Here is a 22,742-nt window from a genome sequence, read left to right on the forward strand (position 1 = left end):
GCGCGTTTTTTTCCGCCGAAAAGAGCGCCACCCGCCGCTGGCCGACGGGGCGAGTCCGTCGCGGACGGCGTGGCGTGTGTCACGCCTGAGATGTGATCCTCCAAAATTATATACGTTTCGCAGTGGCGCGGGGCGAGCGGCCCCGAGCGCTCGGTGCGGTCGACTGCCTGAGCGACCGCGGCCGGGACCGGACATTCATGTACCAAGCCGCCCCCAGGTACTGTATGACCGAAATTCACCCGGATCAGCGGGTGGCGATGCTCGCCGACGCCCAGAACCTCTATCACACGGCCCAGAGCCTCTATTCCAGGAACATCGACTACTCCGCGCTCCTGGAGAAGGGCGTCTCGGGACGGAGCCTCACGCGGGCGATCGCATACGTCGTCCGCGCGGACAGCCCCGAGGAGGAATCGTTCTTCGACGCCCTGGTCGACATCGGCTTCGAGCCGAAGATCAAGGAGATCAAGACCTTCGGCGACGGCTCGAAGAAGGCGGACTGGGACGTCGGGATGAGCCTCGACGCCGTCACGCTCGCGAACCACGTCGACACGGTCGTGCTCTGCACCGGCGACGGCGACTTTTCCAGGCTGTGCTCGCACCTCCGCCACGAGGGGGTGCGCGTGGAGGTGATGGCCTTCGAGGAGTCGACCGCCGAGGAACTGATCGACGCCGCCGACGCGTTCCTCGACCTCTCGGAGCGCCAGGAGACGTTCCTGCTGTAAGGACAGGGTGCCGGGGAGGCCGGCGCCGATTCAGGTCGGGCGTGACTCGCCCGCGTCGGTCCGAACTGCGACGAGCGCCGCGAGCGCCGTGCCGGCGATGGCGACGCCGGCGACGGACAGGGCGAGAGCGTCGCTGACGCCCGTCTCGAAGAAGAGGCCGCTGCTGAGAGCGAGGAGGAAGACCCCGAGCGCGACGAGGCGCGCGTTGACGATCATATACGCTCCCGAATCCGCGGCGGTATATATGAATTTTCGAGTCGTCGCGGCGTGAGACGGACTGGCAATCCCCGCGCCGGACCGGGGGTGTCTTGACGCTCCGGACGGTACGGCGCGTATGAGCGACGCGAGCGGCGAGGACCTCGCCGAACTCCGGACGATCGCGGACTACCAGTTCGGCGCCGGGGCCGGCGCGGCGCTGTTCCCCCGGGCCGGTGGCGACGAATCCGAGACCGAGCGCCTGACGATTCATCGATCGACGAGCGGTCGCCCCCGACAGGTCGTCGCGACCGAGGGCCGCGTCGTCTCCTACGGGACCGATGGTCGATTCACGCTGGGCGTCGTCGGCGGTCGTCGGCTCGTCGCGGGGCTGGAGCGGCCGAAGGCGCGGGTCGTCGTCGGCGACGAGAGCGCGCCGTTCGTCAGGGACGGGAAGAACGCCTTCGCGAAGTTCGTCCGCGAGGTCGATCCGGCGGTCCGGCCGGGCGACGAGGTCGCCGTCGTCCTCGACGACGACACCGTCCTCGGGGTGGGTCGCGCGGAACTCTCCGCGGACGCGATGGGCGACTTCGAGACGGGGATGGCCGTCAGCATCCGCGAGGGCGCCGGCGGCGAAGGCGACGAGGAGTAGGTCGTCGGTTCGGTCTCATAGTGATTACTCTCACTGTTTACCGCCGAGTGCGACCCCCGTTGGCAGCGCTCGGCGGTAAGAGACGAGAGTAATCGCTATCAGAGCCCGAGCGCCGTCAGGATCGGCACGCCCGAGACGAGCGCGCCGACCAGATAGCCGCCGATCGCGCCGCCGTTGAGCAGCGGCAGTCCGGCGTGGGCACGGCCCTTCAGCACCATCCACAGCAGCGCGAACAGGCCCGCGAAGGTGCCGACCATCGCGGTCAGCGCGGGGAGGTTCAACGCCGGCAGGCCGGGGACGCCGAGCGGCGGCGCGAGCGACGTCGGGACGAAGAACGCCGCGCTGGCGATCATCACCGTCGGCATCACGGCGTCGCCGAGGCCGATGAAGAACGCGTCGCGGACGTCGTCATCGTCGTCGGCATCGTCGTCGTCATCGTCGTCAGCGTCACCTTTCTCGTCGCCATCCCGCTCGACCGCGTCGGGCGTCGAGTCCCGGAGCGAGTACGAGAGCGTCGTCGGAACGACGAGCACGACCGGGAGATTCAGGTCCATCACCCCCGAGGCCAGATCGAGCATATGCTCGGTGCCGTAGACGCTGATCGCGTCGTAGACGGCCAGCACCGCGAGGAGGACGATCGCGGGCAGGAGGCCGAAACTGATGCCGAACAGCCCCGCGGCGCCGGCGCCCATCAGCACCCCGGCGGCGTCGATGACGTACCACTCCGGGTGGACGAAGAGGAGGACCGCGATCGCCGCCGACGCGGCGAGCGCGGGGACCGGCGGGAGGAGGACCGAGAAGACGTACCACGCCAGCGACCCGGCCGCGAGGACGACGAAGCCCTGAACGATCCAATCGAGGTCGAACTTGAACGCCGCGAGCATCAGCGCCGTCGCGACGAGGATCGCGCCGATGTACACCAGGCTGTTGGTCGGGTCGCTCGGGTCCTCGACGGTCTGGTAGCCCGCCTCGTAGAAGGTCGGCACGAGCGCCAGCGCGCCGAGCTGCACGAGCAAGAACAGGAGGGCGGCGAATCCGACCGCGGCGGCGACGCGTCTTCGCATACGGCCACGGTTGCGGGCGGCCCACTATGGGGATTGCGCTTCGGCGTCGGGAGGGCCGCGGGCCCCTCACCGAGCGTAGAGCCGCTGGCCGACGACCGACGCCGGGCGGACGCTCGACTCGGGCGCGACGGCGACGTATGGGCGGTCCACCGGACCGAAGACGTCGACGACGCGGCCGACCGTCGAGAGCGACTCGTCGACGGCCTCGGTGCCGATTCCGGGGTGGTCGGCGTCGTCGCAGCGGACAACGAGGAGATTCTGGGCCGTCCGGGAGACGGTGCCGAGCCGCTGCATATCAGTCCCGGAGGATGCTGACGTAGGCGGCGACCGCCTGGACGAGGTCGTTCTTCGTCGAGTCCTCGGCGCCCTTCACGAGGACGCGCCCGCGGGCGTCCCACTCGCGGGGGTGCGTCACGTCGCGCTCGATGACGGCGTCGTAGCCGATCTGCTGGACGGCCTTCGCGATCTCGTCGACCGTCGGGTCCTCGATCGCGTCGTCGAGGGGGACGCGCCGGCCGTCGTCCCGGGAGACCGAGGCGTCGAGGTAGCGCGGCCAGATGACGTTCTCCACAGCCATAGTCCAACGACCGCGACGCGCCCGTAATACGGTTGTGGTCCGCGTCGGGAGCGAGCCACGGGCGGGGAGGCCGGCCCCGCGAGCGGTGGCCTTTATCCGACAGCGTCACCCAGTCCGGGTATGGAACCCGACCTCTCGCGACTGGAGGACCACCTCGCGTCGGCGGGGCTCGACGGCTACCTCGTCGACGCTGACGGGTCGAACTCGACCCAGCGGTACCTCTCGGGCTTCGACGCGCCCGACCCGTTCGTGACGCTGTTCACGCCCGAGACGACCGCGATCCTCGTCTCCTCGCTGGAGTTCGGCCGCGCGAAGAAGGAGAGCCGCGCCGACGACGTCTCGCGGCTGGCGGACTACGACTACCGCTCGCTGGCCGCCGAGCACGGCACCGACGAGGCGCGGGCGCGTGTCGTCGCAAAGTGGCTCTCCGACCGCGACGTCGACGCGGCGGCGACCCCCGACCGCTTCCCGCTCGGGCCCGCCGACCGGCTCCGCGAGCGCGGCGTCGCCGCCGAAGCCGAGACCGAGGACGTCGTGACCGAGATCCGCGCCCGCAAGACCGACGAGGAGATCGAGTGGATCCGCGAGGCGCAGCGCGCGAACGAGGCCGCGATGCGGGCGACGAACGACCTGCTCGACGCGGCCACGATCGGCGAAGGCGACGACGGCGACGCGCTCCGCTACGAGGGCGAGGTCCTGACGAGCGAGCGCGTCAAGCGGGAGATCGAGACGACGCTCCTCGAACGAGGCTGTGCCCTCGACGAGACCATCGTCGCCTGCGGCGCCGACGCCGCCGACCCACACGACAGGGGAAGCGGTCCGCTCCGGCCCCACGAGCCGATCATCGTCGACATCTTCCCGCAGTCGAAGGCGACGAAGTACCACGCCGATATGACGCGGACCTTCGTGAAGGGCGAGCCCGACGCGGAGATCCGCGAGTGGTTCGACCTCACGCGGGAGGCGATGGACGCCGCCTTCGACGCCATCGAGCCCGGGGTGACGGGCGAGGCCATCCACGACGCCGTCTGCGACGTCTACGAGGACGCCGGGCTGCCGACGCTCCGCTCGGACCCCACGACCGAGACGGGGTTCATCCACTCGACCGGCCACGGCGTCGGCCTGGACGTCCACGAGCTCCCGCGAGTCTCGCCCGACGGCGGCGAGCTCGAACCGGGTCACGTGATCACTGTCGAGCCGGGGCTGTACGACCCCGAGGTCGGCGGGATGCGGCTCGAAGACCTGGTGGTCGTCACCGAAGAGGGTCACGAGAACCTGACCGAGCACCCGATCGAACTGCGGGTCTGAAGCGGGTCGACGGGGGAGCCGCCGATCAGGACGACGACTCGCCCGCGCTCCTCGCGCCGTTCGAAGAGCGGTTCTGGTGGTCGCGGTACTCCCGGAGCAGCGACTCCAGCGCGTCGGCGGTGTCCGGCGTGAGGACGCCCGCGGCCTGTCGGACGACGTAGTCGTCTTCGACGAGGAACGCGTAGATCGTCTGTTCGCCGAGGATCCCGAGGCGGCGGCGGAAGGCGCGCTTGTTCACCGAGAGGAAGATCGTGTCCTCGTGGAGGCGGTGTCGCGCGTTGGTCGGCGAGAGGCCGCCCTTGGAGGTCGGCGGGAGCATCCCGCCGTTGCTTCCGACGACGAGTTCGTAGTACGCGAAGTGGTCGAACTCCTCGCGGAGTTCCGTCGCGAACTCCCGCCACGGGGCGACGAGCGACCGCTGTCGGAGGTGAAAACTGACGACGAGCAGCGTCTGGTCGCCGTCGAGGTCGTCGGGCAGCGTCACGCGGCGGCCGTGCGTGTCGGTGCCCGAGGTCGTTGGGAATTTCATTCGTTAAACGTGGCCGCACGGATGTCCGGTTCGGAGCCGATCGGGGTCGGCTCCGGCGGCGTACGGCCGTCACACGCGTGTATGTGGGTGCGGCTCGATGCGATCGACCGGTCGGTCTGGCGACGGTGCAGGTCCGTTTCCCCCGATACGTGTCTTTCGACGACCGTAATAAACGTACGGACTAGAGTATCAGTCTTGATAATCGAGTGTGGAATACTGAGGGTGGCCGATCCATAATGGCTACTGTCACTGTTTACCGCTGGTTCGCCGAAACGGGGTGGCGAACCAGCGGCAACGACTGACAATAGACATTAGCAGAGGCTCGGCGGCGACGGCACCGAACCCCTTTTGACGACCGCGGCGCGTAGTCGGCGGCGATGGAGGTACTCGTCGTCGGAGCCGGCGGAATGGGCCGCTGGGCCGGCCGAACGCTCGGGTCGGCGTTCAGCGTCGCGTTCGCCGACCGCGACCCCGCCGTCGCGGAGGCGGCGGCCGAGGCGGTCGACGCCGACGCCCGCGCCGTCGCTCTCGACACCGGAGAGACGTTCGCGGCGGTCTGTCTGGCCGTGCCGATCAGCGCCGCCGACGAGGCGATCGAGGCCCACGCCGACCGCGCGTCGCGGGCGATGCTCGACGTGACCGGCGTGATGGCCGAGCCGGTGACGGCGATGCGCGAGCGGTTGCCGGACCACGAGCGGGTGAGCCTGCACCCGCTCTTCGCGCCCGAGAACGCGCCGGGGAACGTCGCCGCCGTCGTCGACGCCCCGGGGCCGGTGACCGAGCGGGCGGTCGAAGCGATCGAGGCCGCCGGCAACGACGTCTTCGAGACCGATCCCGCCGAACACGACGCCGCGATGGAGACGGTCCAGGCCGGCGCCCACACGGCCGTGCTCGCGTACGCGCTGGCCGCGGAGGACGTCCGCGAGGAGTTCGCGACGCCGGTCTCGGAGGCGCTCGCGGACCTGGTCGAGACCGTGACCGGCGGCACGCCGCAGGTCTACCGCGAGATCCAGGAGTCCTTCGACGGCGCCGACGACATCGCGGCCGCGGCCCGCCGGATCGCCGACGCCGACGGCGAGGCGTTCGAGGAACTGTACGCCGAAGCCGGGGCGTGGCGCGGGACAGGGGAGTCGGATCGGGAGCCGGACGAGCGCCGCGAGCGGGGCGACGACGCGTGATCGACCGCGAGGCCGTCCGCGCGAACGCGAAGTACCTGAAGCACGTCCGCCCCATCGATCCCGAGGAGATCTGCGAGTACATCGAGGGGACGCCCCACCCCGCGGTCGTCCGCGAGGCGCTCCGCGAGGAGGCCTTCGACCTCGGACTGAGGGAGCGCGACGACGGGACGTTCGTCCCCGCCAGCGACGAACCCGCGCCACAGCCCGGATGGCGGCCCGAGTCCTTCCCCGAGGACTACGCCTTCGCGCTCGAAGACCTGCTCGTCGAGCGCTACGGCGCGAACTGGCACCGCGGCGAGAGTGGCGCCGAACTGCGGGAGACGATCAGGCGACTGAAGGAGGACTACTACCGGCAACACCCCGTGGAGTACGACGACGTGGCCGCGCTGGCCTATGCGATCTACCACCTCCCCGACTACTACGCCGCGATCGGCTACGTCCTCGACGACCTGGCCGAGCGCGAGCGGCTCCCGCGGACGCTCCGCGTCCTCGACGTCGGCGCGGGGACCGGCGGGCCGGCGCTCGGCCTCCACGACTACCTGCCCGACGACGCCGCCGTCGACTACCACGCGGTCGAGCCCTCGGCGTCGGCGGACGTCCTCGACCGGCTGCTCGCCGAGACCGGCCGGAACTTCCGGCCGACGATCCACCGCGAGACCGCCGAGGCGTTCGACCCCGAATCGGTGACCGGCGCCGAGTCGGGGTTCGACCTCGTCCTGTTCGCGAACGTCCTGAGCGAACTCGACGAGCCGGCGTCGGTCGCGGCGCGCTACCTCGATGCGGTCGCCGCCGACGGCTCGTTCGTCGCGCTGGCGCCCGCCGACCGCAACACCAGCGTTGGGCTCCGGGAAGTCGAGCGCGCGCTGGCGCCCGCCGACGGCGACGTCGCCGTCTACGCGCCGACGCTCCGGCTGTGGCCCGGGGAGGCGCCCTCGGACCGCGGCTGGTCGTTCGACCGCCGCCCGGAGATCGAGGCGCCGCCGTTCCAGCGCCGACTCGACGAGGCCGGAGAGGCGGATCCGGAAGAACCCGACGGCGCCGACGGCCCCGCGAGCCGACGGACGCCCGGCGACGGCACCTTTCGCAACGAGACGGTCCAGTTCTCCTACGCGGTGCTCCGGCCGGACGGCGCGCGTCGGGCCGAGTTCCGCGCCGATCCCGACCGGCACGCCAAGATGGCCGAGATGGAGCGGCACGTCACGAACCGGATCGACCTCTTCGCCGTGAAACTGAGCCGGGACCTCACCGACGACGGCGACGACGGGACGAATCCGCTGTTCAAGATCGGCGACGGGAGCGAGTCGACCGAACACTACGCGGTCGCGACGGCGACCGATCCGCTGAACGAGGATCTGCTGGCCGCCGACTACGGCGACGTGCTCGCGTTCGAGAACGTCCTCTGTCTGTGGAACGACGACGAGGGCGCGTACAACCTCGTCGTCGACGACGGGACGTTCGTCGAGTTCGTCGCGTAGGCGCCGGCGGGCGGTACACATTTCCCCCGCCCGCCGAAGGAAGCGGTATGAGCGATTCGCTCTCGCTTTTGCTCACCAACGACGACGGGATCGACGCGGTCGGGTTCCGGGCGCTCTACGAGACGCTCTCGGAGGTCGCCGACGTGACCGCCGTCGCGCCGGCGGACGACCAGAGCGCCGTCGGCCGCAAGCTCTCGAACGACGTCTCGGTGCGCGAACACGACCTGGGCTACGCCATCGAGGGGACGCCCGCCGACTGCGTCGTCGCCGGCCTCGAAGCGCTCCGTCCCGACGTCGACGCGGTCGTCGCGGGCTGCAACAAGGGGGCGAACCTCGGCGCCTACGTCCTCGGCCGCTCGGGGACGGTCAGCGCGGCCGTCGAGTCGGCGTTCTTCGACGTGCCGGCCATCGCCGTGTCGCTGTACGTCCCCGGCGGCGGCGACACGCCCTGGCAGGAGCAGGCGTCCGATCCCGAGGATTTCCGGAACGCGACGGCGGCGACGAAATTCCTCGTCAAGCACGCCCTCGGCGCCGGCGTCTTCGAGCAGGCCGAGTACCTGAACGTCAACGCGCCGATGGCCGCGGGCGACGGTCCGGCACCGATCGAGATCACCCGCCCTTCGACGCTGTACGAGATGACCGCCGAGCACGACGGCAATGGCACGATCACGCTCCACGACCGCGTCTGGGAGCGGATGCGCGCCGACGACATCCCCGACCCCGAGGGGACTGACCGCCGTGCGGTCGTCGACGGCAAGGTGTCGGTGTCGCCGCTGACCGCGCCCCACACGACCGAGCACCACGAGGCGCTTGACGCGCTCGCGGAGACGTATAGTAGCGTCTGCAACTGATTTCTCGTCCGATCGCACGACAGCGCTCGAGCGAGTGAAGACTTGCAAACGCTACGATACCTCGATACCGTCTGAACGGCCGACGGGCGGCTACTCCAGCACCGCCACGAACCGGAGGCGCCGGTAGTCGGCGGTCCAGGCGTTCGCGTCCGAGTCGTAGAGTTCGTCCCGGAGCCGGTCCTCGACGCCCGCGACGACGTCCGGGCGCTCCGCTTCCGGGGCCGATCCGAACAGCCGGTCGCCGAACATCCCGAGCCACGCAGCCAGCCCGTCGTCGCCCTCGTCCAGTTCGGTCGGCCGGTCGAACAGCCGCGCGTACCGCACCTCGAAGCCGTGGGCTTCCAGCGTCGTCGCGTGCTCGCCGACCGTCGGGAAGTACCAAGGATCCGTCGGCGGCTCGTATCCCCGCTCTTCGAGTTCGGCCGCGACGGCCGCGACGATCGCCGAGACGTTGCCGTGGCCGCCGAGCTCCGCGACGAACCGACCGCCCGGGGCGAGCACGTCGAGGACGGAGTCCAGCACGGCGTCCTGGTCGTCGATCCAGTGGAGCGCCGCGTTCGAGAACACGGCGTCGAACGGGTCGACGGGGTCGGCGTCGACGCCGAGGTCCGTGCGACCGAAATCGCGGGCGTCCGCCTGTACGAAGCGGTGCTCGTACGTCTCGCGCGCGGTCTCGATCATCTCTCGGGAGTGGTCGACGCCGACGACGTCCGCGCCCGCGTCGGCGATCCGGTCGGTGAGGTGGCCGGTGCCGCAGCCGAGATCGAGAATCCGTTCGCCGGGGTCGGGGTCGAGGAGGTCGACGACGTCGGCGCCGTACTCGTAGACGAACGAGTGCGAGCCGTCATAGGTCTCGGAGTCCCAGTCGTCGCGGTCGGCGTTCGCGCTGCCGCTTTCGTCGCTCGGCGCGGTCATCGGCGGGGGTTCGCGGCGGAGCGGGATAAATCGCTTCGGAGCGGAAGAGGGGAGCGAGCCGACCGCGACAGAAGGGAAACGCTCTTTTTGGGTACGGACGGATATTCCGGCATATGAGTGACGGGGACGAGGAGACGACCGCCGATTCGGACGCGGCGGCGTCGGACGAGTCGACAGACGCGACGCCCGAGACCCTCAGCGAGCGCCTCGACGAGGTCGCCGACGCGCTGGAGGCCGCCGAGACGGAGGCCGACCTCGACGACGTCGAGGCCGATCTCGACGCGGTCGAGGCCGACCTGGAGTCGGCGGACCTGCCCGAGCCCGACGAGGACGACGAGGACGCCGAGGATCCGCGTGCGGACCTCGAATCCCGCGTCTCGGACCTCCGAGACGACCTCGAAGCCCAGCGCGGCCCGTACGCCAGCGACGTGACGGAAGCCGTCGAATCCGCCCGATCGAAGATCTCCGACACGCGCTGGACCGAACAGGGCGAGTCCGCCGTCGTCGAGGCCGTCTCGGCGTTCGTCAACGCCGCCGAGGAGACGATCGATGCGGGCCTGACCTTCGACGCCGACGCGGCCGCCGGCGATGGGATCGACACCGACGACGTCGCGGGGGCGCTCGACGACGTCGTCGCGGCGGTCGAGGACGCCGACCTCGACGCCGACGAGGACGCCGAAACCATCGCGGCGCTCCTGGAGGCCACAGACGACCTCGAAGCCGGGCTGGAGGACGCCCAGGAGTGGGACGACTTGGAGACGAACGAGCAGCTGATGGCCGAGGGGTTCTACGACGTCCTCGGACACTACAAGGACTACCCGCCGGAGCTGTCGGCGCTCAAGCAGTGGGAGGAGCAGGGCCGCGTCGACATGGTCCTCTTGGCGAAGGAGAAGCTCCAGTCGGAGTTCATGCAGGAGCACTGTATGGACGCGCTCGTCCGGATGGCCAACGCCGAGGCGTTCGACGAGATGCACCAGCTCGCCCAGCGCCGCGAGAAGAAGGCGATCAAGGCGCTCGGCCGGATGGGCGGCGACGCCGAGGGCGCCGTCGAGACGCTCGTCGAGTACATCGACACCGACTCCGACCCCGCGCTCCAGAAGGTGACGTTCCGCGCGCTCGGCGAGATCGGCTCGACGGAGGCCACCCAGGCCATCGCCGACAAGCTCGAAATGGACAACGACAACGTCCGGCCCTACGCCGCTCGCGCGCTCGGGCTCATCGGCGACACGCGCGCGATCGATCCGCTCGGGGACGCCCTCGCCGACGACGAGAGCGACACCGTCCGCGCGGCGGCGGCCTGGGCGCTCCGCCAGATCGGCACCGAGGCGGCGCTGGAGACCGTCGCCGAGTACGCCGACGAGCAGTCGTACCTCGTCCAGCACGAGGCCGAACTCGCCGCCGAGACGCTCGACGACGCCGACGCGGAAGCCGCGCCGGCCTAAATTTCGACCCCTCGGACCTTTTATATAGGATCGGGCGGCCAGACGCGCCGTGCCCCCACGAGCGCGCGGCCGTCACCCCACCCGTCGATCGCCCCGTTTCGACGCCGACGAGCCGTCCGTGCGGTATCCATCGGGCAGGGCCGCGCGGCTCGTCGCAGTCGCAGTCGCGGTCGGGCTCTGCGTGCTGTCGGCCGCCGCGCTCGCCGGACCGGTCGCCGCCGATAGCCCCCCGCCGGCGAACCACACGGGGACCACGGAAGAGGGAGCCGCGCCGGAGATCGTCGCCGTCTTCCCGGACCCGGTGGCCGACGGCGACCGGGGCGAGTACGTCGTCGTCGACGCCGACGGAACGCGGAACCTCACTCTCGGCGACGGCGAGTCGACCGTCGGCCTGCCGCCCGGCGGCCGCGTCGCGCTCTCGTCGGCGCCGAACGCGACACGGGCGCTCGTCGGGACGGAGATGGCAGTCGTCGCGCCCGGACTGGAGCTCTCGAACGCCGGGGAACGGCTCGTGCTCGAACGGGACGGCCGCGTGGTCGACGAAGTCGGATACGACCGCTCGAACGAGGGCGAACGGCTGAACGCCACGACCGGGCGGTGGACGCCGCGTGGGCTGCGGCCCCGACCGGTCGTCGCCACCGGGGCCGCGACGGCGACGGCGTTCGTGCTCCCGGACGCGCCCGACGTCCCGATCGAGACGCTCCGGGACGCGGACCGGCGAATCCTGGTCGCGGGCTACACCTTCGCCTCGCCGCGCGCGACCGATGTGCTGCTGGCGGCCCAACGGCGCGGCGTGCGCGTCCGCGTCCTCCTGGACGGCGGCCCGATCGGCGGGATGACGACGGCCCAGCGCGAGCAGCTCGACCGCCTGGCGGCGGGCGGCGTCGACGTCCGCCTGATCGACGGCTCGCACTCGCGGTACGCCTACCACCACCCCAAGTACGCCGTCGTCGACGACCGGGCGCTCGTGTTGACCGAGAACTGGAAGCCGGCGGGGACGGGCGGCCGCGACAGCCGCGGCTGGGGCGTCCGCGTCGACTCGGCCCGAACGGCCGACGAGCTCGCTGCCGTGTTCGCACACGACGCCGACGGCATCGACGCGGTGCCGTGGCGGGCGGTCCGACGGAACGCCTCGTTCGTCGACGTCGCGCCCGCGTCGGGGTCGTTCGAGGCCAGGATCGAACCCGAAACCGTCGCCGTCGATCGAGTCCGCGTGCTCACCGCGCCGGGAAACGCGGGCGCCGCCGTCCGGGAGACGATCGCCGACGCGAACGACAGCGTCGCGCTCCTGGCGCCGCGGCTGGACGTCGACGGCCCGTACTTCGCCGCGCTCGTCGCCGCCGCGGAGCGGGGCGTTCGCGTGCGGCTCCTGCTGTCGAACGCGTGGTACGACGAGGACTCGAACCGCGCCGTGGTCGACCGCGCCGCCGATCTCCGCGAGCGCGGGCTGCCGATCGAGGCGCGGATCGCTGATCCGGAAGGTCGCTTCGGGAAGGTCCACGCGAAAGGGATCGTCGCCGACGACACCGCCATCGTCGGGAGTTTGAACTTCAACGCACACTCCGCGCGGGAAAACCGCGAAGTCCTGCTGGCGCTCGAAGGTACCGAGCCCGCGACCTACTTCGAGTCGGCGTTCGAGGCCGACTGGCGAGCGGCCGCCGGCGCCGGTTCGTCGGGGCCCGCGTGAGCGTCTTCGGATCTCCGGACCCGGCTGACGATGGCACTCGGCGCGCTCGCGGCGCTGCTGCTGGCGGCGTTCGCGCTGCGTCGGACGGTAGAGTTCGAGAACCGGGAGGACCCGTGACAGCGAGACCGCCGTCTCATAGTGATTACTCTCACTGTTTACCGCCGAACCCGACGCCCGGTGACGGCGCTCGGCGGTAAGGGACGAGAGTAATCACTATCAGTCGTCGGTCTCGACGATCGCCTGCGAGGAGAGCTCCTCGTCGAGTTCGGCGTCGGCCATCTTCTCGACGAGGCTGTCGATGACCGCCTCGCGCATTCCCTTCACGAACTTGATCGAGCCGACGACGAGGTGGCCGCCGCCGGAGACGCCGCCGCCGACGACCTCCTCGTTCAGTTCGGCGACCATCCGCGGGATGTCCAGCCGGACGCCGTCCGAGCGGAGGACGGCGAAGTCGGGGCCGTAGCCGATCGTGATGACGGGCTCGCGGTGCTCGTCGACCTTCCGGTCGTGGAGCTTGCCCGTCGTCTTCCCCGGTGCGGGGTAGGTGAAGCGGTGGGCCCACTCGTCGAGGTCCACCGTGTAGAGGTGCGCGCCCGACTCCAGGCGCTCGTGTTCGAGGTGCGGCTCGGCGGCGTCCATCTGCCGCTCGACGTCGCGCTCGGCGCGGGTCGCGAGGAAGTCCACCAGTTCCCGGTGGCGCTCCTCGTCGTCGCAGCCGACGTTGAGGACGTCGTTGACGAGCGATTGCCCGTCGCTGTAGCGGAGCCAGTGGGCCGCGTAGTCGAGGGCCTCGCCGACGTCGAGCAGGCGCTCGCGGTCGTAGCCCTCCGCCTCGGCGAGGTCGACGAACTCGTCCATCACCTCGGCCTTCGAGCGGTCGGCGAGCCCGGCGACCGCGGGGACGTGCCGGAGGTCGTCGGCGATGTCGGGATCGATCATCCGGGCGAGCTCGACGCACATCATCCCTGTGGTGATCCGGTAGTCCTCGTCGTAGAGGTAGGGATTGACGTGGGCGTCGAGCAGGTCCTCGACGGCCTCGGGGTCGGGGTGGTGGTGGTCGACGACCGCGATCGGGACGTCGTAGTGCGCGAGGTTCTCGTAGGCGGGGACGTCCTCCTCCGTCGAGCCGTTGTCGAGCATCAGGAGGAAGGGAAGCCGCTGGCCGTGGCGGGAGCGGCCCTCAAGCGCGAAGTTGAGGTCGCGCGTGACGTCTTCCATCTCGTAGAAGGGGGCCTTCGAGGGGAGGCGCTTGATCAGGTGGCGCGAGGCGTCGGTGTCGTCGTGGACGGCCTCGATGAAGTTCTCCAGCGCCAGCTGGACCGGCACGGAGGCGCACATCCCGTCGCCGTCGGCGTGGTGGCGCACCCGGATGGGCCGGCCTTCGAGGACGGTCCGCCGGAGCAGGCGCGCGAGGTCCCGCAGGTCGTCGCGGAGCTTCTCGAAGGCGGGCCACTCGACGAGCGGCTCGACGTCTTCGGGCGCGGCTCGCTCCTCGAAGGCCGTGTCGAGGCGCTCGCGGGCCTCCGCCATCGCCTCGTCGTCGAGGCGCGTCATCGACTCGACTTCGAGCTGGAGGGAGCCGTCGTGGGACTCGACGGTGCCGCCGACCCGGACCACGTCGTCGAGGTCGATCGCCGGGAAGGCGCGGACGCCCGCCTCGCGGAAGGCCGCCGCCGAGACGATGCCCGTCTCGTCGGCGATGCGGAAGACGGTGGGGCCGCCGGTCTGTTTGATCTGGGCGACCTGGCCCTCGATGTGGACCTCGTCGCCGGCCGAGAGCCCCGCGATCGGCGTCAGGTCGGGCTCGTGGTCGACCACGACTGTCTGATACGAGGACTCGCGGAAGACGTCGAAGGCGACGTCGCCGTTCTCCTTGACTTCTTCGAGCGTGACGGTCAGGCGGTCGCCGACCTCGTAGGAGCGATCGAGGTTCGACTCGTGGACCAGCCCCGAGACCTCGTCGGAGATGTCGACGAAGACGCCGTACTCGACGACGCCGTTGACGACGGCGTGGTAGTGGTCATCCTCTGAGACGTCTTCGAGCGTGCAGTTCGGTGCGAGGTCGTAGACGACAGGACGCGAGTCGCCCTCCGAATCCGGAGCGGACTCGCCGCCGGAATCCCCGGCGTTGTCGGCGTTCATACTGCCGAATAGTGGTGCGCCGTGGTTAAGACTTTACAATCGGCCCCGAGCGGAAACGGCCGCGAAATCGACCGCACACGGCCCTTCGGGCCACGGCGAGTGGAGCCCGTCGGCCGCCGCGTAGAGCGACCGGAATCCTTAGAAGGCGACGCTTCTCAGCATCGCGTATGCGACTCTTCCGGTCGAGCGAGATCCTCGGCATCGCCGCCGACGCGCTCGACTTCGCGCTGGAGGCCTCACGGGAGACCCACCCGAACGAGTATATGGGGTTCCTCCGCGGCGAGCCGGCGCGGAACTTCGATCTCGACCGTTCGGGCACGGTGATCACGGAGGTCCTGATCGTTCCGGGGACCCGCTCGGACGAGACGAGCGCGACCGTCGACAACAATATGATCCCGAACGACCGCCGCGCCGTCGGCTCGATCCACTCGCACCCGAACGGCGTGCTCCGCCCGAGCGACGCCGACCTCGACACCTTCGGCCAGGGCCGGGTCCACATCATCCTGGGCCACCCCTACGGCCCCGACGACTGGCGGGCGTTCGACCAGAACGGCGACCCGCGCGACCTGGACGTCCTGGACGTCGACCTCCCCGATCCCGAGGAGTTCTTCGATTTCACCGAATCAGATCTGGATCTGGATTACGTCGCGGTCGAGGCGGAATCGACCCGTCGCGAGGACCGCGGCGGCCGGGACGACGGAGGGTTCTTCCGGTGACGCGCCGGGTCGTCGCCCAGGGCACCTTCGACCTCATCCATCCCGGTCACGTCCACTACCTCTCGGAGGCGGCCGCGATGGGCGACGAGCTCCACGTCATCGTCGCCCGCCGGGAGAACGTGACCCACAAGGAGCCGCCGATCCTCCCCGACCGCCAGCGGCGGGACGTCGTCGACGCGCTCGACGTCGTGAGCGAGGCCCACCTCGGCCACCGCGAGGACATCTTCGTCCCGATCGAGCGGATCGATCCGGACGTGATCGTCCTCGGTCACGACCAGCACCACGACGCCGACGCCATCCGCGACGCGCTCGCGGCCCGCGGGATCGACTGCGCTGTCGACCGCGCGTCCGCGCGCGAACCGCGGTACGAGGAGGAACTGCTCTCGACCGGTCGGATCATCGATCGGATCGTGGCGTCGCGGGCGGACGAAGGCGACGCGTAGCCGCGGTCCGGTGGCTGGCGGTCGCTCGATTCTGCGTTAGTCGAAGAACGGGAACTCGAAACTGAAAACTGGAAAAACGAGAACGCGCGACTACTCGTTACTGGACTGCTGCTCGTCGAGCCACTGCTGGTACTCCTCCTGGGAGACGACCTCGACGGTGAAGTACATCTGCGAGTGGGCGACCCCGCAGTACTCCGTGCAGTAGCCCTGGTAGGTACCCGTCTCGTACGGGACGGTCTTGATCGTGTTCACCTGGCCCGGGAAGGCGTCCTGCTTGAGGGCGAGTTCCGGGACGTGGAAGCCGTGGATCACGTCGCGTGAGGTGACGCGGATGTGGACCGGCCGGTCTTTGGGCACCACGATCTTCGTGCCGGTCGAGAAGTTGCCCGCCTCGGGGTAGGACATCTCCCAGCCCCACTGGTAGGCCTCCGCGCGGACGACGACCGGATCCCCGTCGACCGCGTCGCCGGCGGCGTTCTCCGCCTGCGGCTGGTAGGAGACGTTCTCGTTCGCCAACACGCCGTAGGAGGCGACCCCCACGAACAGGAGGATGATCGCCGTGGCGATCGTCCAGGTGATCTCCAGGCGACGGTTCTCCTTCGTCGGACTCGGCTCGTCGTTGTTCCGGAACTTCACCACCGTGTAGATGAGGATCGCTTCCACGAGGATGGTGACGGGAATCGCGATCGTCAGCAGCTTCCCGTTCAGCCCGTGGATGAGCTCCGCGCTGGCGGACGTCTGCGCGGCGACCGGGTCCGCGACCAGGCCCGCCACCACCACCGTGAGCAGTGAAACGAGTGCCAAACGCGTCTTTTGCATCGGTATGGACTTAGGAACTACCACGTAAATAGTTGCTGACTTCGCCACTCCGGGACCGGCGCGACGCGAAAAGCGCGGCCCCTAAGTACGGGGATTCCCAACTCCGAGTAGGTGATTCCCGTGGCGCCGACCGCATCCCACGACAGATTCCACGGCCTGCTCGCGGCGACGGCCATCGGCGTCTATCTGCTGTTGCTCGTCGGCGCGACCACGGCCCTGACCGACGCGGCCGCGGCGTGTACCGCCTGGCCGGTCTGCGGCGACGGGTGGACGACGCCGACGGCGGCGGCCGGCTGGCTCGCCGTCGGCCACCGGATCGCGGCCGTGCTCGTCGGCGCGCTCGGCGTCGTGACGATGGTGACGGGGCTCCGCGCCGGCGTCGAACGGCGCGTGCTGGCGGCGACGCTGCTCGCCGGCGTCCTCTACCCGATCCAGGCCGGCCTCGGCGCGGTGGTCGCGGTCGGCGGCGCGACCGGCACCCTCTCGGCGCTCCATCTGATCGTCGGTATGGGCATCTTCGGCTCGCTCGTCGCGGCGCTGGCGTGGTCGCTGGAGCGCGAGACCGGCGACCCGAACGAGGATTCGGTCGACAGCGTCGACCTCGATCCGCCCGTCGACGACGGCTACGAGCCGGCGATTCCGAGCGACCCCCGAGAGCGGCTGCTCGCGACGGCGAAGGCGTACCTCAGGCTGACCAAGCCGCGGCTGATGTGGCTGCTCTGCCTCGTCGCCGCCGCGGGGATGGCGCTGGCGGCGACCACCGGCGGCGACCTGACCGCCGGCGTCGTCCTCGCGACGCTCGGCGGGGGCGTGCTCTCGATCGGGGCGTCGGGGACGTTCAATCACGTCCTCGAACGCGACATCGACAGACGGATGCAGCGGACGAGCGACCGGCCGCTCGCGACGGACCTGGTCCCCGTCCGCAACGCCCTGGCGTTCGGCGTCGCCCTCGCGGTAGCCTCCGTCGCGCTGTTCGCGTGGGTGAACGTCCTCGCCGCGGTCCTCGGGGTCGCGGCGATCCTGTTCTACAGCGTCGTCTACACGCTGCTCCTGAAGCCGAACACGGTCCAGAACACCGTAATCGGCGGCGCCGCCGGCGCGCTGCCCGCGCTCATCGGCTGGGTCGCCGTCACCGGCGACGTCGGGATCGGGGGCGTGGCGCTCGCGACGATCATCTTCCTGTGGACGCCGGCGCACTTCTACAACCTCGCGCTGGCGTACAAGGACGACTACGAGCGCGGCGGCTTCCCGATGATGCCCGTCGTCCGCGGCGAGACCGAGACGCGGAAGCACGTGCTCTTCTACCTCGCCGCGACGCTCGTCGCCGCGGGCGCGATGGCGACGATGGACGCGCTCGGCCTGCTCTATGCGCTCACGAGCGTCGCCTTCGGTGCGGCGTTCCTGTACTTCGCCGTGCGGCTGCACTACGAACAGACCGAGGCCGCGGCGCTCCGCTCGTTCCACGCCTCGAACGCATACCTCGGCGCCTTGCTCCTCGCCGTGGTCGTCGACGCCCTGGCGGTCTGACGATGGCGCTCGCCGACACCGCCTCGCGCGTCGGAATCCGGGGCCGGGACGTCCTCCACGCCGCGCTCGTCGCAAACACGGTCGTGGCCTTGGCGCTGGCGTACCTCCTGGCGGCGGACATCACGATCATCCAACCTCGATACACGATCTACGGCCTGCTGTGGGTCGCCGTCGGCGTCCTGGCCGTCTGGAAGACCGATCCCGGGCCGGCCGACGCGGAGACCCGTCGCCGAGCCCTCGCGATCGCCGCCGCCTACTTCGTCGTGCTCGCGGTCGTCGGCGGCGTCGTCGTCACCGCGATGCGGCCGGGGGCTGGGGAGTTCGGCGTCCGGATCGCGACGCTCGCGCCGGGGTGGGGCCCCGCGCCGGTCGTCTCGACGCCGTGGGCCGCCCTCGTGTTGATGCCCGCGCGCGTCGTCGGCTACCTCGCGCTCGCGTACCTCGTGTACGCGACGGTGATCGACGCCGCGGGCGCGGCCGTCTCCGGGATCGTCGGGCTCTTCTCGTGCGTGTCGTGCTCGTGGCCGATCGTGGCCTCGCTCCTGTCGGGCGTCTTCGGCGGGGGCTCTGCGGTCGCCGCCGCGGCGTTCGACTTCTCCTACGACGTCTCGACGGTCGTCTTCTTCGCGACGGTCGCGCTCCTGTACTGGCGGCCGGTCGTCGGCGACCGGTTCCGTCGGTGAAAAGGGGTCGGCGAGATCCGGCGGGAGGCTCTCAGGCGAATCCCACCGGCTTCGGCTCCGTCTCGACGCTTCCCGGATCGTCGGCCGCGTCGTCGACGCGCTCTGCGACCTCGTCGATCTCGACGAAGTTGTCCGGGTCCGCGGGGGCGTCGCGGTCGTCCCCCGTTCGGGATGCGGTGCGGTCTCGGTCGGCCACCACCTCGGCGTCGTGCTCCTGCTCGGCCAGCGCGGCCCGTCGCTGGGAGTGGTAACACATACCAATCTCGAACTATGGTATCAACTACCAAAAGTCTGACTCCGAAGCGCGCGACGCGCTTAACAGGCCGCGGCGTCGAGAACCCGGGTATGACGGCGATCGAGATCGAATACTGCGTGCCCTGCGGCTTCCTCGACCGCGCCGAGGAGATCCAGCACGCGCTGCTCGAACAGTTCGGCGACCGGCTGGACCGGGTCGCGCTCGTGACCGGCGACCACGGCGTGCTGACGGTCGCCGTCGACGGCGACGTCGTCTGGGACAAGGCCGACGACGACTACGACGTCGACGCGATCACGCGGCGCGTGCGCGACGAGATCTGACAGGGTCGGGTGCGAGCGGCAGCGCGGCTTCTCAGCGGTGGCCCCAGCGGCGCCCTTCCTCGTCGTAGCGGGCCTCGAAGATGCGGTCCCACTGGGCATCGGAGAGATCGACGGCAGCGGCGCCGAGGTTCTCCTCCAGTTGGTCGACGGTCCGCGCGCCGACGATCGGGATCACGGTCGCGTCGGGGTAGTCCATCAGCCACCGGAGCGCCACCTGCGCGGGCGAGACGTCCTCCTCGTCGGCGACCGCGCGGACTGCATCGAGGACGTGCCAGCCGCGCTCGGAGAGGTAGTAGTCGCTGAAGCGGTCGTCGAGGGACGCCCGCGACCCGTCCGGGGCGATCACGTCCGTGGGATCGCCGGAGTCCGCACGCTCGTACTTGCCGGTGAGAAAGCCGCCGGCCAGCGGCGAGTACGGGCAGACCGCCAGCCCCTGGTCGCCGCAGACGTCGAGGTACTCCTTCACGTCCTCGTAGTAGCCGGCGTGGAACAGCGGCTGGGTGACCTCGAAGCGCTCCCAGCCGTTGACCTCGGACTTCCACAGCGCCTTCGTGAGCTGCCAGGCCGCCATCGTCGAGGCGCCGAGGTAGTTCACTCTCCCCTCCTCGACGAGGCGGTCCAGCGTCGACAGCGTCTCCTCGATCGGCGTCTCCTCGTCCCAGCGGTGGATGTAGTAGAGGTCGAGGTAGTCGGTGCCGAGCCGGTCGAGGGTGCCCACGATCTGTTCTCGGATGTGCGTCCGCGACAGGCCCGAGCCGTTGGGGTCGTCGGGATCGAAGTCGAAGTAGACCTTCGAGGCGACGACGTACTTCGAGCGGTCCCGGCCGGCGAGCCAGTCGCCGATCCACGTCTCGCTGCGGCCGCTGGGCGTGCCGTAGACGTTCGCGGTGTCGATGAAGTTGCCGCCGCGGTCCGCGAAGGCGTCCAGCAGGTCGTGGGCCTCGCTCTTCGTCGTCTCGACGACGCCGTCGGTCTCGCGGCCGAAGCGCCACGTCCCGAAGCAGAGCTCCGAGACCTTCGTGCCGGTCGAGCCGAGCCGCCGGTAGGAGAGATCACTCATACGCGAACCGACGCGCGGGGAGGTGAAAAGCGTGCGTGCCGGAGTCCCGGCGACCTACTCGACGGGCTCGAACCGGAAGCCGTCCCACTCCTGGCTCTCGGGCTCGCGGATGCCCGCCTCGGGGTCGCGGAGTTCCTCGCAGTACACCGGCTCGACCGCGTCGCCGACGTCGACCTCGTCGGTCGTGACCTGGCCGATCGCCCGAACGGGCTCGCCGTCGACGTCGAACTCGACGATGGCGATCGTGTTCGGCTCCCGAACCCCGGGCGGCGTCGCGGTCGACGTCGTCCAGGTGACGACCTCGGCGGTGTACCTGCTGAGGTCGACCGTCCCGGTCGGCTCCTCGCCGCCGGGGCCGTACGGGTGGCCCGGGTAGGTGATGCTCCCGTCGGGGTAGCGGTACGCCTCCATCGTCGGCTCGTCGCCTGAGTCCTCGGTCTCCTGGCTCATACCTGTCCCTCCAGAATCGCGGTCGTCACGCAGTTCCCGAAGCCGCCGACGTTGCAGGCCAGGCCCGTCTCGGCGTCGACCTGGCGGGGACCGGCCTCGCCGACGACCTGCTTGTAGATCTCGTAGACCTGCGCGACGCCGGAGGCGCCGAGCGGGTGGCCCTTCGACTTGAGACCTCCGGAGGTGTTGATCGGGAGGTCGCCGTCGCGGTCGGTGACGCCCTCCTCCACGGCCTTCCAGCCCTCGCCCTTCTCGAAGAAGCCCAGGTCCTCGGACTGGAGGAACTCCAGGATGGTGAACATATCGTGGAGTTCGGCCACGTCGACGTCGTCCGGAGAGGCATCCGCCATCTCGTAGGCCTGCTCGGCGGAGTTGACGACGCCGCCCATCGTCGTCGGGTCGGCGCGCTCGTGGACGACGTGGGTGTCCGTCGCGCCGCCGATGCCCGAGACGACCGCGTACTCGTCTGTGTACTCCCTCGCGACCGACTCGGGACAGAGGAGGAGCGCCGCCGAGCCGTCGGTGATCGGACAGAAGTCATAGAGCCGGAGCGGGTCGGCCACGATCGGCGACTCAAGCACCGTATCGAGGTCGACCTCCTTCCGAAACTGGGCGTGGGGGTTGTCGACGCCGTTCTTGTGGTTCTTCACCGCGACCTTCCCCAGGGCCTCCCGGGGCGCGTCGTACTCGTTCAGGTAGTGCCGCGCGGTGAGCCCCGCGAAGGAGGGGAGCGTGATCCCGTGTTTGTACTCGACGGGGTGGGTGAGCGAGGCGATGACGTCTGTCGCCTCGGCCGTCGAGCGGTGGGTCATCTTCTCGCCGCCGACGAGCAGCGTCATCTCGGAGGCGCCCGACGCGACCGACTGCCAGGCGGCGTAGACGCCCGCGCCGCCGGACGAGGAGGTCTGATCGATCCGTGCCGTGTAGGCGGGGACCGCCGAGAGGTCGTGCGCGAGGGCGTTCGGAACGCCGGTCTGGCCCTCGAACTCGCCGCTCGCCATATTCGAGACGTACAGGTGGTCGACGGCGTCGGCCGACACCCAAGCGTCCCGGAGGCAGGCGCCTCCGGCCTCCGCGAGCAACCCGCGGATCCACTCCTCGCGTTGCCCGAACTGGGTCATCGACGCGCCGATGATCGCTACGCGCTCCATAGTCGGACACGAGAGGGCGACGGCTTACTCGTTTCCCTTTCGGTCGGTTCCGCTCGCGGACGCGAGCGCCTCTCGAAGCCCTTACACCGCCGCCCGTCCCACTGCCGATATGAACCTCGGCCTCGACTCCCTCGCGCCGAAGGTCGGCGCGGTCGTCTGCCTCCTGCTCGCGGGGGTCGTCTTCGCGCCCGCGCTCGTGGTATCGGCACCCGGCTCGGGCGTCGCGGAGTACTACGCCGCCGGCCCGATCGGCGTCTCGATCGTCGGCGTGCTCGCGCTGCTCGACGTCGTCGTCTTCCTCGCGGGCGCCCAGGAGCGGTCGGACCCCGCGACCCTCTCGGGCGTCGCGCTCGTCTCCGGGCTCGCGATGGTGCTCTTCTCGCTCCTCTGGGCGCTGGCGATCGACCCGACGCTCCTCTTCAGTTTCCCCGCGGAGTACGCGTGGCTGGAGACCCACCGGTGGGTCGTCGTCACGGGCGCCGCCGTCGCCGCCATCGCGGCCGCCAGCTACGCCCGGCGGGTCCTGAACTGACCATCCGCACCCGCACGCCGTCCGTCGATCGGGGGATCGAAGAGTCGAAAG

26 protein-coding genes are annotated in these 22,742 nt (G+C 70.2%); 14 read left to right on the forward strand and 12 right to left on the reverse strand.

The genetic code is table 11. The annotated features are described in order from the left end of the window. Positions 1-224: 224 nt before the first annotated feature. Positions 225-722: an NYN domain-containing protein gene (locus tag ACQUQ0_RS01580; RefSeq protein WP_435182734.1), complete on the forward strand. Its 498-nt coding sequence runs from the start codon at positions 225-227 to the stop codon at positions 720-722. A gap of 30 nt (positions 723-752) precedes the next feature. Here the strand turns inward: ACQUQ0_RS01580 and ACQUQ0_RS01585 are convergent, their stop codons facing one another. Beyond that, positions 753-938, reverse strand: a complete 186-nt coding sequence (locus ACQUQ0_RS01585) for a hypothetical protein (RefSeq protein ID WP_435182736.1) — start codon at positions 936-938, stop codon at positions 753-755. 118 nt (positions 939-1,056) lie between these two features. On the opposite strand from ACQUQ0_RS01585, the gene ACQUQ0_RS01590 reads away from it, so the two are divergent. Then, positions 1,057-1,569, forward strand: a complete 513-nt coding sequence (locus tag ACQUQ0_RS01590; RefSeq protein WP_435182738.1) for a PUA domain-containing protein — start codon at positions 1,057-1,059, stop codon at positions 1,567-1,569. Positions 1,570-1,667: 98 nt separating this feature from the next. Here the strand turns inward: ACQUQ0_RS01590 and ACQUQ0_RS01595 are convergent, their stop codons facing one another. From ACQUQ0_RS01595 to srp19, 3 genes are all read right to left on the reverse strand, one after another. After that, the gene (locus tag ACQUQ0_RS01595) at positions 1,668-2,633 is read right to left on the reverse strand and encodes a presenilin family intramembrane aspartyl protease PSH (protein ID WP_435182740.1); all 966 of its coding nucleotides are present in this window, start codon (positions 2,631-2,633) and stop codon (positions 1,668-1,670) included. A gap of 66 nt (positions 2,634-2,699) precedes the next feature. Then, entirely contained in the window at positions 2,700-2,927 is a 228-nt protein-coding gene (locus ACQUQ0_RS01600; RefSeq protein WP_372388313.1) for an H/ACA ribonucleoprotein complex subunit GAR1, read from the reverse strand. 1 nt (position 2,928) lies between these two features. Continuing rightward, the gene (srp19, locus tag ACQUQ0_RS01605) at positions 2,929-3,210 is read right to left on the reverse strand and encodes a signal recognition particle subunit SRP19 (protein ID WP_435182742.1); all 282 of its coding nucleotides are present in this window, start codon (positions 3,208-3,210) and stop codon (positions 2,929-2,931) included. A 120-nt stretch (positions 3,211-3,330) separates the two neighbouring features. Here srp19 and ACQUQ0_RS01610 point away from each other — a divergent pair, with 120 nt between their 5' ends. Next, entirely contained in the window at positions 3,331-4,515 is a 1,185-nt protein-coding gene (locus ACQUQ0_RS01610; RefSeq protein WP_435182743.1) for a M24 family metallopeptidase, read from the forward strand. Positions 4,516-4,540: 25 nt separating this feature from the next. Here the strand turns inward: ACQUQ0_RS01610 and ACQUQ0_RS01615 are convergent, their stop codons facing one another. Further along, positions 4,541-5,044: a hypothetical protein gene (locus ACQUQ0_RS01615; RefSeq protein ID WP_435182744.1), complete on the reverse strand. Its 504-nt coding sequence runs from the start codon at positions 5,042-5,044 to the stop codon at positions 4,541-4,543. A 377-nt stretch (positions 5,045-5,421) separates the two neighbouring features. Between ACQUQ0_RS01615 and ACQUQ0_RS01620 the strand changes: the two genes are divergently transcribed. The 3 genes from ACQUQ0_RS01620 to surE are packed head-to-tail and all read left to right on the forward strand — an operon-like array spanning position 5,422 to position 8,548. Further along, the gene (locus tag ACQUQ0_RS01620) at positions 5,422-6,222 is read left to right on the forward strand and encodes a prephenate dehydrogenase/arogenate dehydrogenase family protein (protein ID WP_435182746.1); all 801 of its coding nucleotides are present in this window, start codon (positions 5,422-5,424) and stop codon (positions 6,220-6,222) included. Then, a complete protein-coding gene (locus ACQUQ0_RS01625) occupies positions 6,219-7,697 on the forward strand; it encodes a small ribosomal subunit Rsm22 family protein (RefSeq protein WP_435182748.1) in 1,479 nt (492 codons plus the stop codon). Before ACQUQ0_RS01620 ends, ACQUQ0_RS01625 begins: the two co-directional genes overlap by 4 nt. A 47-nt stretch (positions 7,698-7,744) precedes the next feature. Then, entirely contained in the window at positions 7,745-8,548 is an 804-nt protein-coding gene (gene surE, locus ACQUQ0_RS01630) for a 5'/3'-nucleotidase SurE (protein ID WP_435182749.1), read from the forward strand. Positions 8,549-8,638: 90 nt separating this feature from the next. Here the strand turns inward: surE and ACQUQ0_RS01635 are convergent, their stop codons facing one another. Beyond that, a complete protein-coding gene (locus tag ACQUQ0_RS01635) occupies positions 8,639-9,463 on the reverse strand; it encodes a class I SAM-dependent methyltransferase (protein ID WP_435182750.1) in 825 nt (274 codons plus the stop codon). 113 nt (positions 9,464-9,576) lie between these two features. On the opposite strand from ACQUQ0_RS01635, the gene ACQUQ0_RS01640 reads away from it, so the two are divergent. Both ACQUQ0_RS01640 and ACQUQ0_RS01645 read left to right on the forward strand, forming a co-directional pair. Continuing rightward, a complete protein-coding gene (locus ACQUQ0_RS01640) occupies positions 9,577-10,905 on the forward strand; it encodes a HEAT repeat domain-containing protein (protein ID WP_435182751.1) in 1,329 nt (442 codons plus the stop codon). Between the two features lie 118 nt (positions 10,906-11,023). Continuing rightward, entirely contained in the window at positions 11,024-12,592 is a 1,569-nt protein-coding gene (locus ACQUQ0_RS01645; protein ID WP_435182752.1) for a phospholipase D-like domain-containing protein, read from the forward strand. Positions 12,593-12,808: 216 nt separating this feature from the next. Here the strand turns inward: ACQUQ0_RS01645 and ACQUQ0_RS01650 are convergent, their stop codons facing one another. Continuing rightward, a complete protein-coding gene (locus ACQUQ0_RS01650) occupies positions 12,809-14,734 on the reverse strand; it encodes a DHH family phosphoesterase (RefSeq protein ID WP_435182755.1) in 1,926 nt (641 codons plus the stop codon). A 167-nt stretch (positions 14,735-14,901) separates the two neighbouring features. On the opposite strand from ACQUQ0_RS01650, the gene ACQUQ0_RS01655 reads away from it, so the two are divergent. Both ACQUQ0_RS01655 and ACQUQ0_RS01660 read left to right on the forward strand, forming a co-directional pair. Then, positions 14,902-15,450 carry a Mov34/MPN/PAD-1 family protein gene (locus tag ACQUQ0_RS01655; protein WP_435182758.1) on the forward strand — a complete coding sequence of 183 codons (549 nt, stop codon included), beginning with the start codon at positions 14,902-14,904 and terminating at the stop codon, positions 15,448-15,450. Continuing rightward, positions 15,447-15,893 (forward strand): adenylyltransferase/cytidyltransferase family protein, encoded by a 447-nt coding sequence (locus ACQUQ0_RS01660; protein WP_372388292.1) that lies wholly within the window; start codon positions 15,447-15,449, stop codon positions 15,891-15,893. The genes ACQUQ0_RS01655 and ACQUQ0_RS01660 overlap by 4 nt, the downstream gene beginning before the upstream one ends. 90 nt (positions 15,894-15,983) lie before the next feature. Here ACQUQ0_RS01660 and coxB read toward each other — a convergent pair whose 3' ends face one another. After that, positions 15,984-16,712 (reverse strand): cytochrome c oxidase subunit II, encoded by a 729-nt coding sequence (gene coxB / locus ACQUQ0_RS01665; RefSeq protein ID WP_435182759.1) that lies wholly within the window; start codon positions 16,710-16,712, stop codon positions 15,984-15,986. 120 nt (positions 16,713-16,832) lie between these two features. Between coxB and cyoE the strand changes: the two genes are divergently transcribed. Together cyoE and ACQUQ0_RS01675 are read left to right on the forward strand one after the other, a co-directional pair. Next, a complete protein-coding gene (gene cyoE, locus ACQUQ0_RS01670) occupies positions 16,833-18,239 on the forward strand; it encodes a heme o synthase (protein WP_435182761.1) in 1,407 nt (468 codons plus the stop codon). 2 nt (positions 18,240-18,241) lie between these two features. Further along, positions 18,242-18,922, forward strand: a complete 681-nt coding sequence (locus ACQUQ0_RS01675; RefSeq protein WP_435182763.1) for a DUF7546 family protein — start codon at positions 18,242-18,244, stop codon at positions 18,920-18,922. Positions 18,923-18,953: 31 nt separating this feature from the next. Here the strand turns inward: ACQUQ0_RS01675 and ACQUQ0_RS01680 are convergent, their stop codons facing one another. Further along, the gene (locus tag ACQUQ0_RS01680; RefSeq protein WP_435182764.1) at positions 18,954-19,178 is read right to left on the reverse strand and encodes a hypothetical protein; all 225 of its coding nucleotides are present in this window, start codon (positions 19,176-19,178) and stop codon (positions 18,954-18,956) included. A gap of 89 nt (positions 19,179-19,267) precedes the next feature. On the opposite strand from ACQUQ0_RS01680, the gene ACQUQ0_RS01685 reads away from it, so the two are divergent. Next, positions 19,268-19,498, forward strand: coding sequence for a SelT/SelW/SelH family protein (locus ACQUQ0_RS01685; RefSeq protein WP_372388284.1), 231 nt, complete (start codon positions 19,268-19,270; stop codon positions 19,496-19,498). 31 nt (positions 19,499-19,529) lie between these two features. Here ACQUQ0_RS01685 and ACQUQ0_RS01690 read toward each other — a convergent pair whose 3' ends face one another. The 3 genes from ACQUQ0_RS01690 to ACQUQ0_RS01700 are packed head-to-tail and all read right to left on the reverse strand — an operon-like array spanning position 19,530 to position 22,159. Beyond that, the gene (locus ACQUQ0_RS01690) at positions 19,530-20,558 is read right to left on the reverse strand and encodes an aldo/keto reductase (protein ID WP_435182765.1); all 1,029 of its coding nucleotides are present in this window, start codon (positions 20,556-20,558) and stop codon (positions 19,530-19,532) included. Between the two features lie 54 nt (positions 20,559-20,612). Further along, positions 20,613-21,008: an OB-fold domain-containing protein gene (locus ACQUQ0_RS01695; RefSeq protein WP_435182766.1), complete on the reverse strand. Its 396-nt coding sequence runs from the start codon at positions 21,006-21,008 to the stop codon at positions 20,613-20,615. Continuing rightward, a complete protein-coding gene (locus ACQUQ0_RS01700; protein ID WP_435182767.1) occupies positions 21,005-22,159 on the reverse strand; it encodes a thiolase C-terminal domain-containing protein in 1,155 nt (384 codons plus the stop codon). Before ACQUQ0_RS01700 ends, ACQUQ0_RS01695 begins: the two co-directional genes overlap by 4 nt. A 109-nt stretch (positions 22,160-22,268) precedes the next feature. Here ACQUQ0_RS01700 and ACQUQ0_RS01705 point away from each other — a divergent pair, with 109 nt between their 5' ends. Beyond that, a complete protein-coding gene (locus ACQUQ0_RS01705) occupies positions 22,269-22,691 on the forward strand; it encodes a DUF7548 family protein (protein WP_435182768.1) in 423 nt (140 codons plus the stop codon). The last annotated feature ends 51 nt before the right edge of the window (positions 22,692-22,742 follow it).

Origin of the sequence: Halobellus sp. EA9 (genome assembly GCF_051195055.1) — an archaeon.
Classification (GTDB): domain Archaea; phylum Halobacteriota; class Halobacteria; order Halobacteriales; family Haloferacaceae; genus Haloquadratum; species Haloquadratum rubicundus.

What these genes read in the sequence shown, in the direction of transcription:
- ACQUQ0_RS01580 (WP_435182734.1), top strand. Translation starts at nt 225, where the DNA reads ATGACCGAAATTCACCCGGATCAGCGGGTGGCGATGCTCGCCGACGCC.
- ACQUQ0_RS01585 (WP_435182736.1), bottom strand. Translation starts at nt 938, where the DNA reads ATGATCGTCAACGCGCGCCTCGTCGCGCTCGGGGTCTTCCTCCTCGCT.
- ACQUQ0_RS01590 (WP_435182738.1), top strand. Translation starts at nt 1,057, where the DNA reads ATGAGCGACGCGAGCGGCGAGGACCTCGCCGAACTCCGGACGATCGCG.
- ACQUQ0_RS01595 (WP_435182740.1), bottom strand. Translation starts at nt 2,633, where the DNA reads ATGCGAAGACGCGTCGCCGCCGCGGTCGGATTCGCCGCCCTCCTGTTC.
- ACQUQ0_RS01600 (WP_372388313.1), bottom strand. Translation starts at nt 2,927, where the DNA reads ATGCAGCGGCTCGGCACCGTCTCCCGGACGGCCCAGAATCTCCTCGTT.
- srp19 (WP_435182742.1), bottom strand. Translation starts at nt 3,210, where the DNA reads ATGGCTGTGGAGAACGTCATCTGGCCGCGCTACCTCGACGCCTCGGTC.
- ACQUQ0_RS01610 (WP_435182743.1), top strand. Translation starts at nt 3,331, where the DNA reads ATGGAACCCGACCTCTCGCGACTGGAGGACCACCTCGCGTCGGCGGGG.
- ACQUQ0_RS01615 (WP_435182744.1), bottom strand. Translation starts at nt 5,044, where the DNA reads ATGAAATTCCCAACGACCTCGGGCACCGACACGCACGGCCGCCGCGTG.
- ACQUQ0_RS01620 (WP_435182746.1), top strand. Translation starts at nt 5,422, where the DNA reads ATGGAGGTACTCGTCGTCGGAGCCGGCGGAATGGGCCGCTGGGCCGGC.
- surE (WP_435182749.1), top strand. Translation starts at nt 7,745, where the DNA reads ATGAGCGATTCGCTCTCGCTTTTGCTCACCAACGACGACGGGATCGAC.
- ACQUQ0_RS01635 (WP_435182750.1), bottom strand. Translation starts at nt 9,463, where the DNA reads ATGACCGCGCCGAGCGACGAAAGCGGCAGCGCGAACGCCGACCGCGAC.
- ACQUQ0_RS01640 (WP_435182751.1), top strand. Translation starts at nt 9,577, where the DNA reads ATGAGTGACGGGGACGAGGAGACGACCGCCGATTCGGACGCGGCGGCG.
- ACQUQ0_RS01650 (WP_435182755.1), bottom strand. Translation starts at nt 14,734, where the DNA reads ATGAACGCCGACAACGCCGGGGATTCCGGCGGCGAGTCCGCTCCGGAT.
- ACQUQ0_RS01655 (WP_435182758.1), top strand. Translation starts at nt 14,902, where the DNA reads ATGCGACTCTTCCGGTCGAGCGAGATCCTCGGCATCGCCGCCGACGCG.
- coxB (WP_435182759.1), bottom strand. Translation starts at nt 16,712, where the DNA reads ATGCAAAAGACGCGTTTGGCACTCGTTTCACTGCTCACGGTGGTGGTG.
- ACQUQ0_RS01675 (WP_435182763.1), top strand. Translation starts at nt 18,242, where the DNA reads ATGGCGCTCGCCGACACCGCCTCGCGCGTCGGAATCCGGGGCCGGGAC.
- ACQUQ0_RS01680 (WP_435182764.1), bottom strand. Translation starts at nt 19,178, where the DNA reads ATGTGTTACCACTCCCAGCGACGGGCCGCGCTGGCCGAGCAGGAGCAC.
- ACQUQ0_RS01685 (WP_372388284.1), top strand. Translation starts at nt 19,268, where the DNA reads ATGACGGCGATCGAGATCGAATACTGCGTGCCCTGCGGCTTCCTCGAC.
- ACQUQ0_RS01690 (WP_435182765.1), bottom strand. Translation starts at nt 20,558, where the DNA reads ATGAGTGATCTCTCCTACCGGCGGCTCGGCTCGACCGGCACGAAGGTC.
- ACQUQ0_RS01695 (WP_435182766.1), bottom strand. Translation starts at nt 21,008, where the DNA reads ATGAGCCAGGAGACCGAGGACTCAGGCGACGAGCCGACGATGGAGGCG.
- ACQUQ0_RS01700 (WP_435182767.1), bottom strand. Translation starts at nt 22,159, where the DNA reads ATGGAGCGCGTAGCGATCATCGGCGCGTCGATGACCCAGTTCGGGCAA.
- ACQUQ0_RS01705 (WP_435182768.1), top strand. Translation starts at nt 22,269, where the DNA reads ATGAACCTCGGCCTCGACTCCCTCGCGCCGAAGGTCGGCGCGGTCGTC.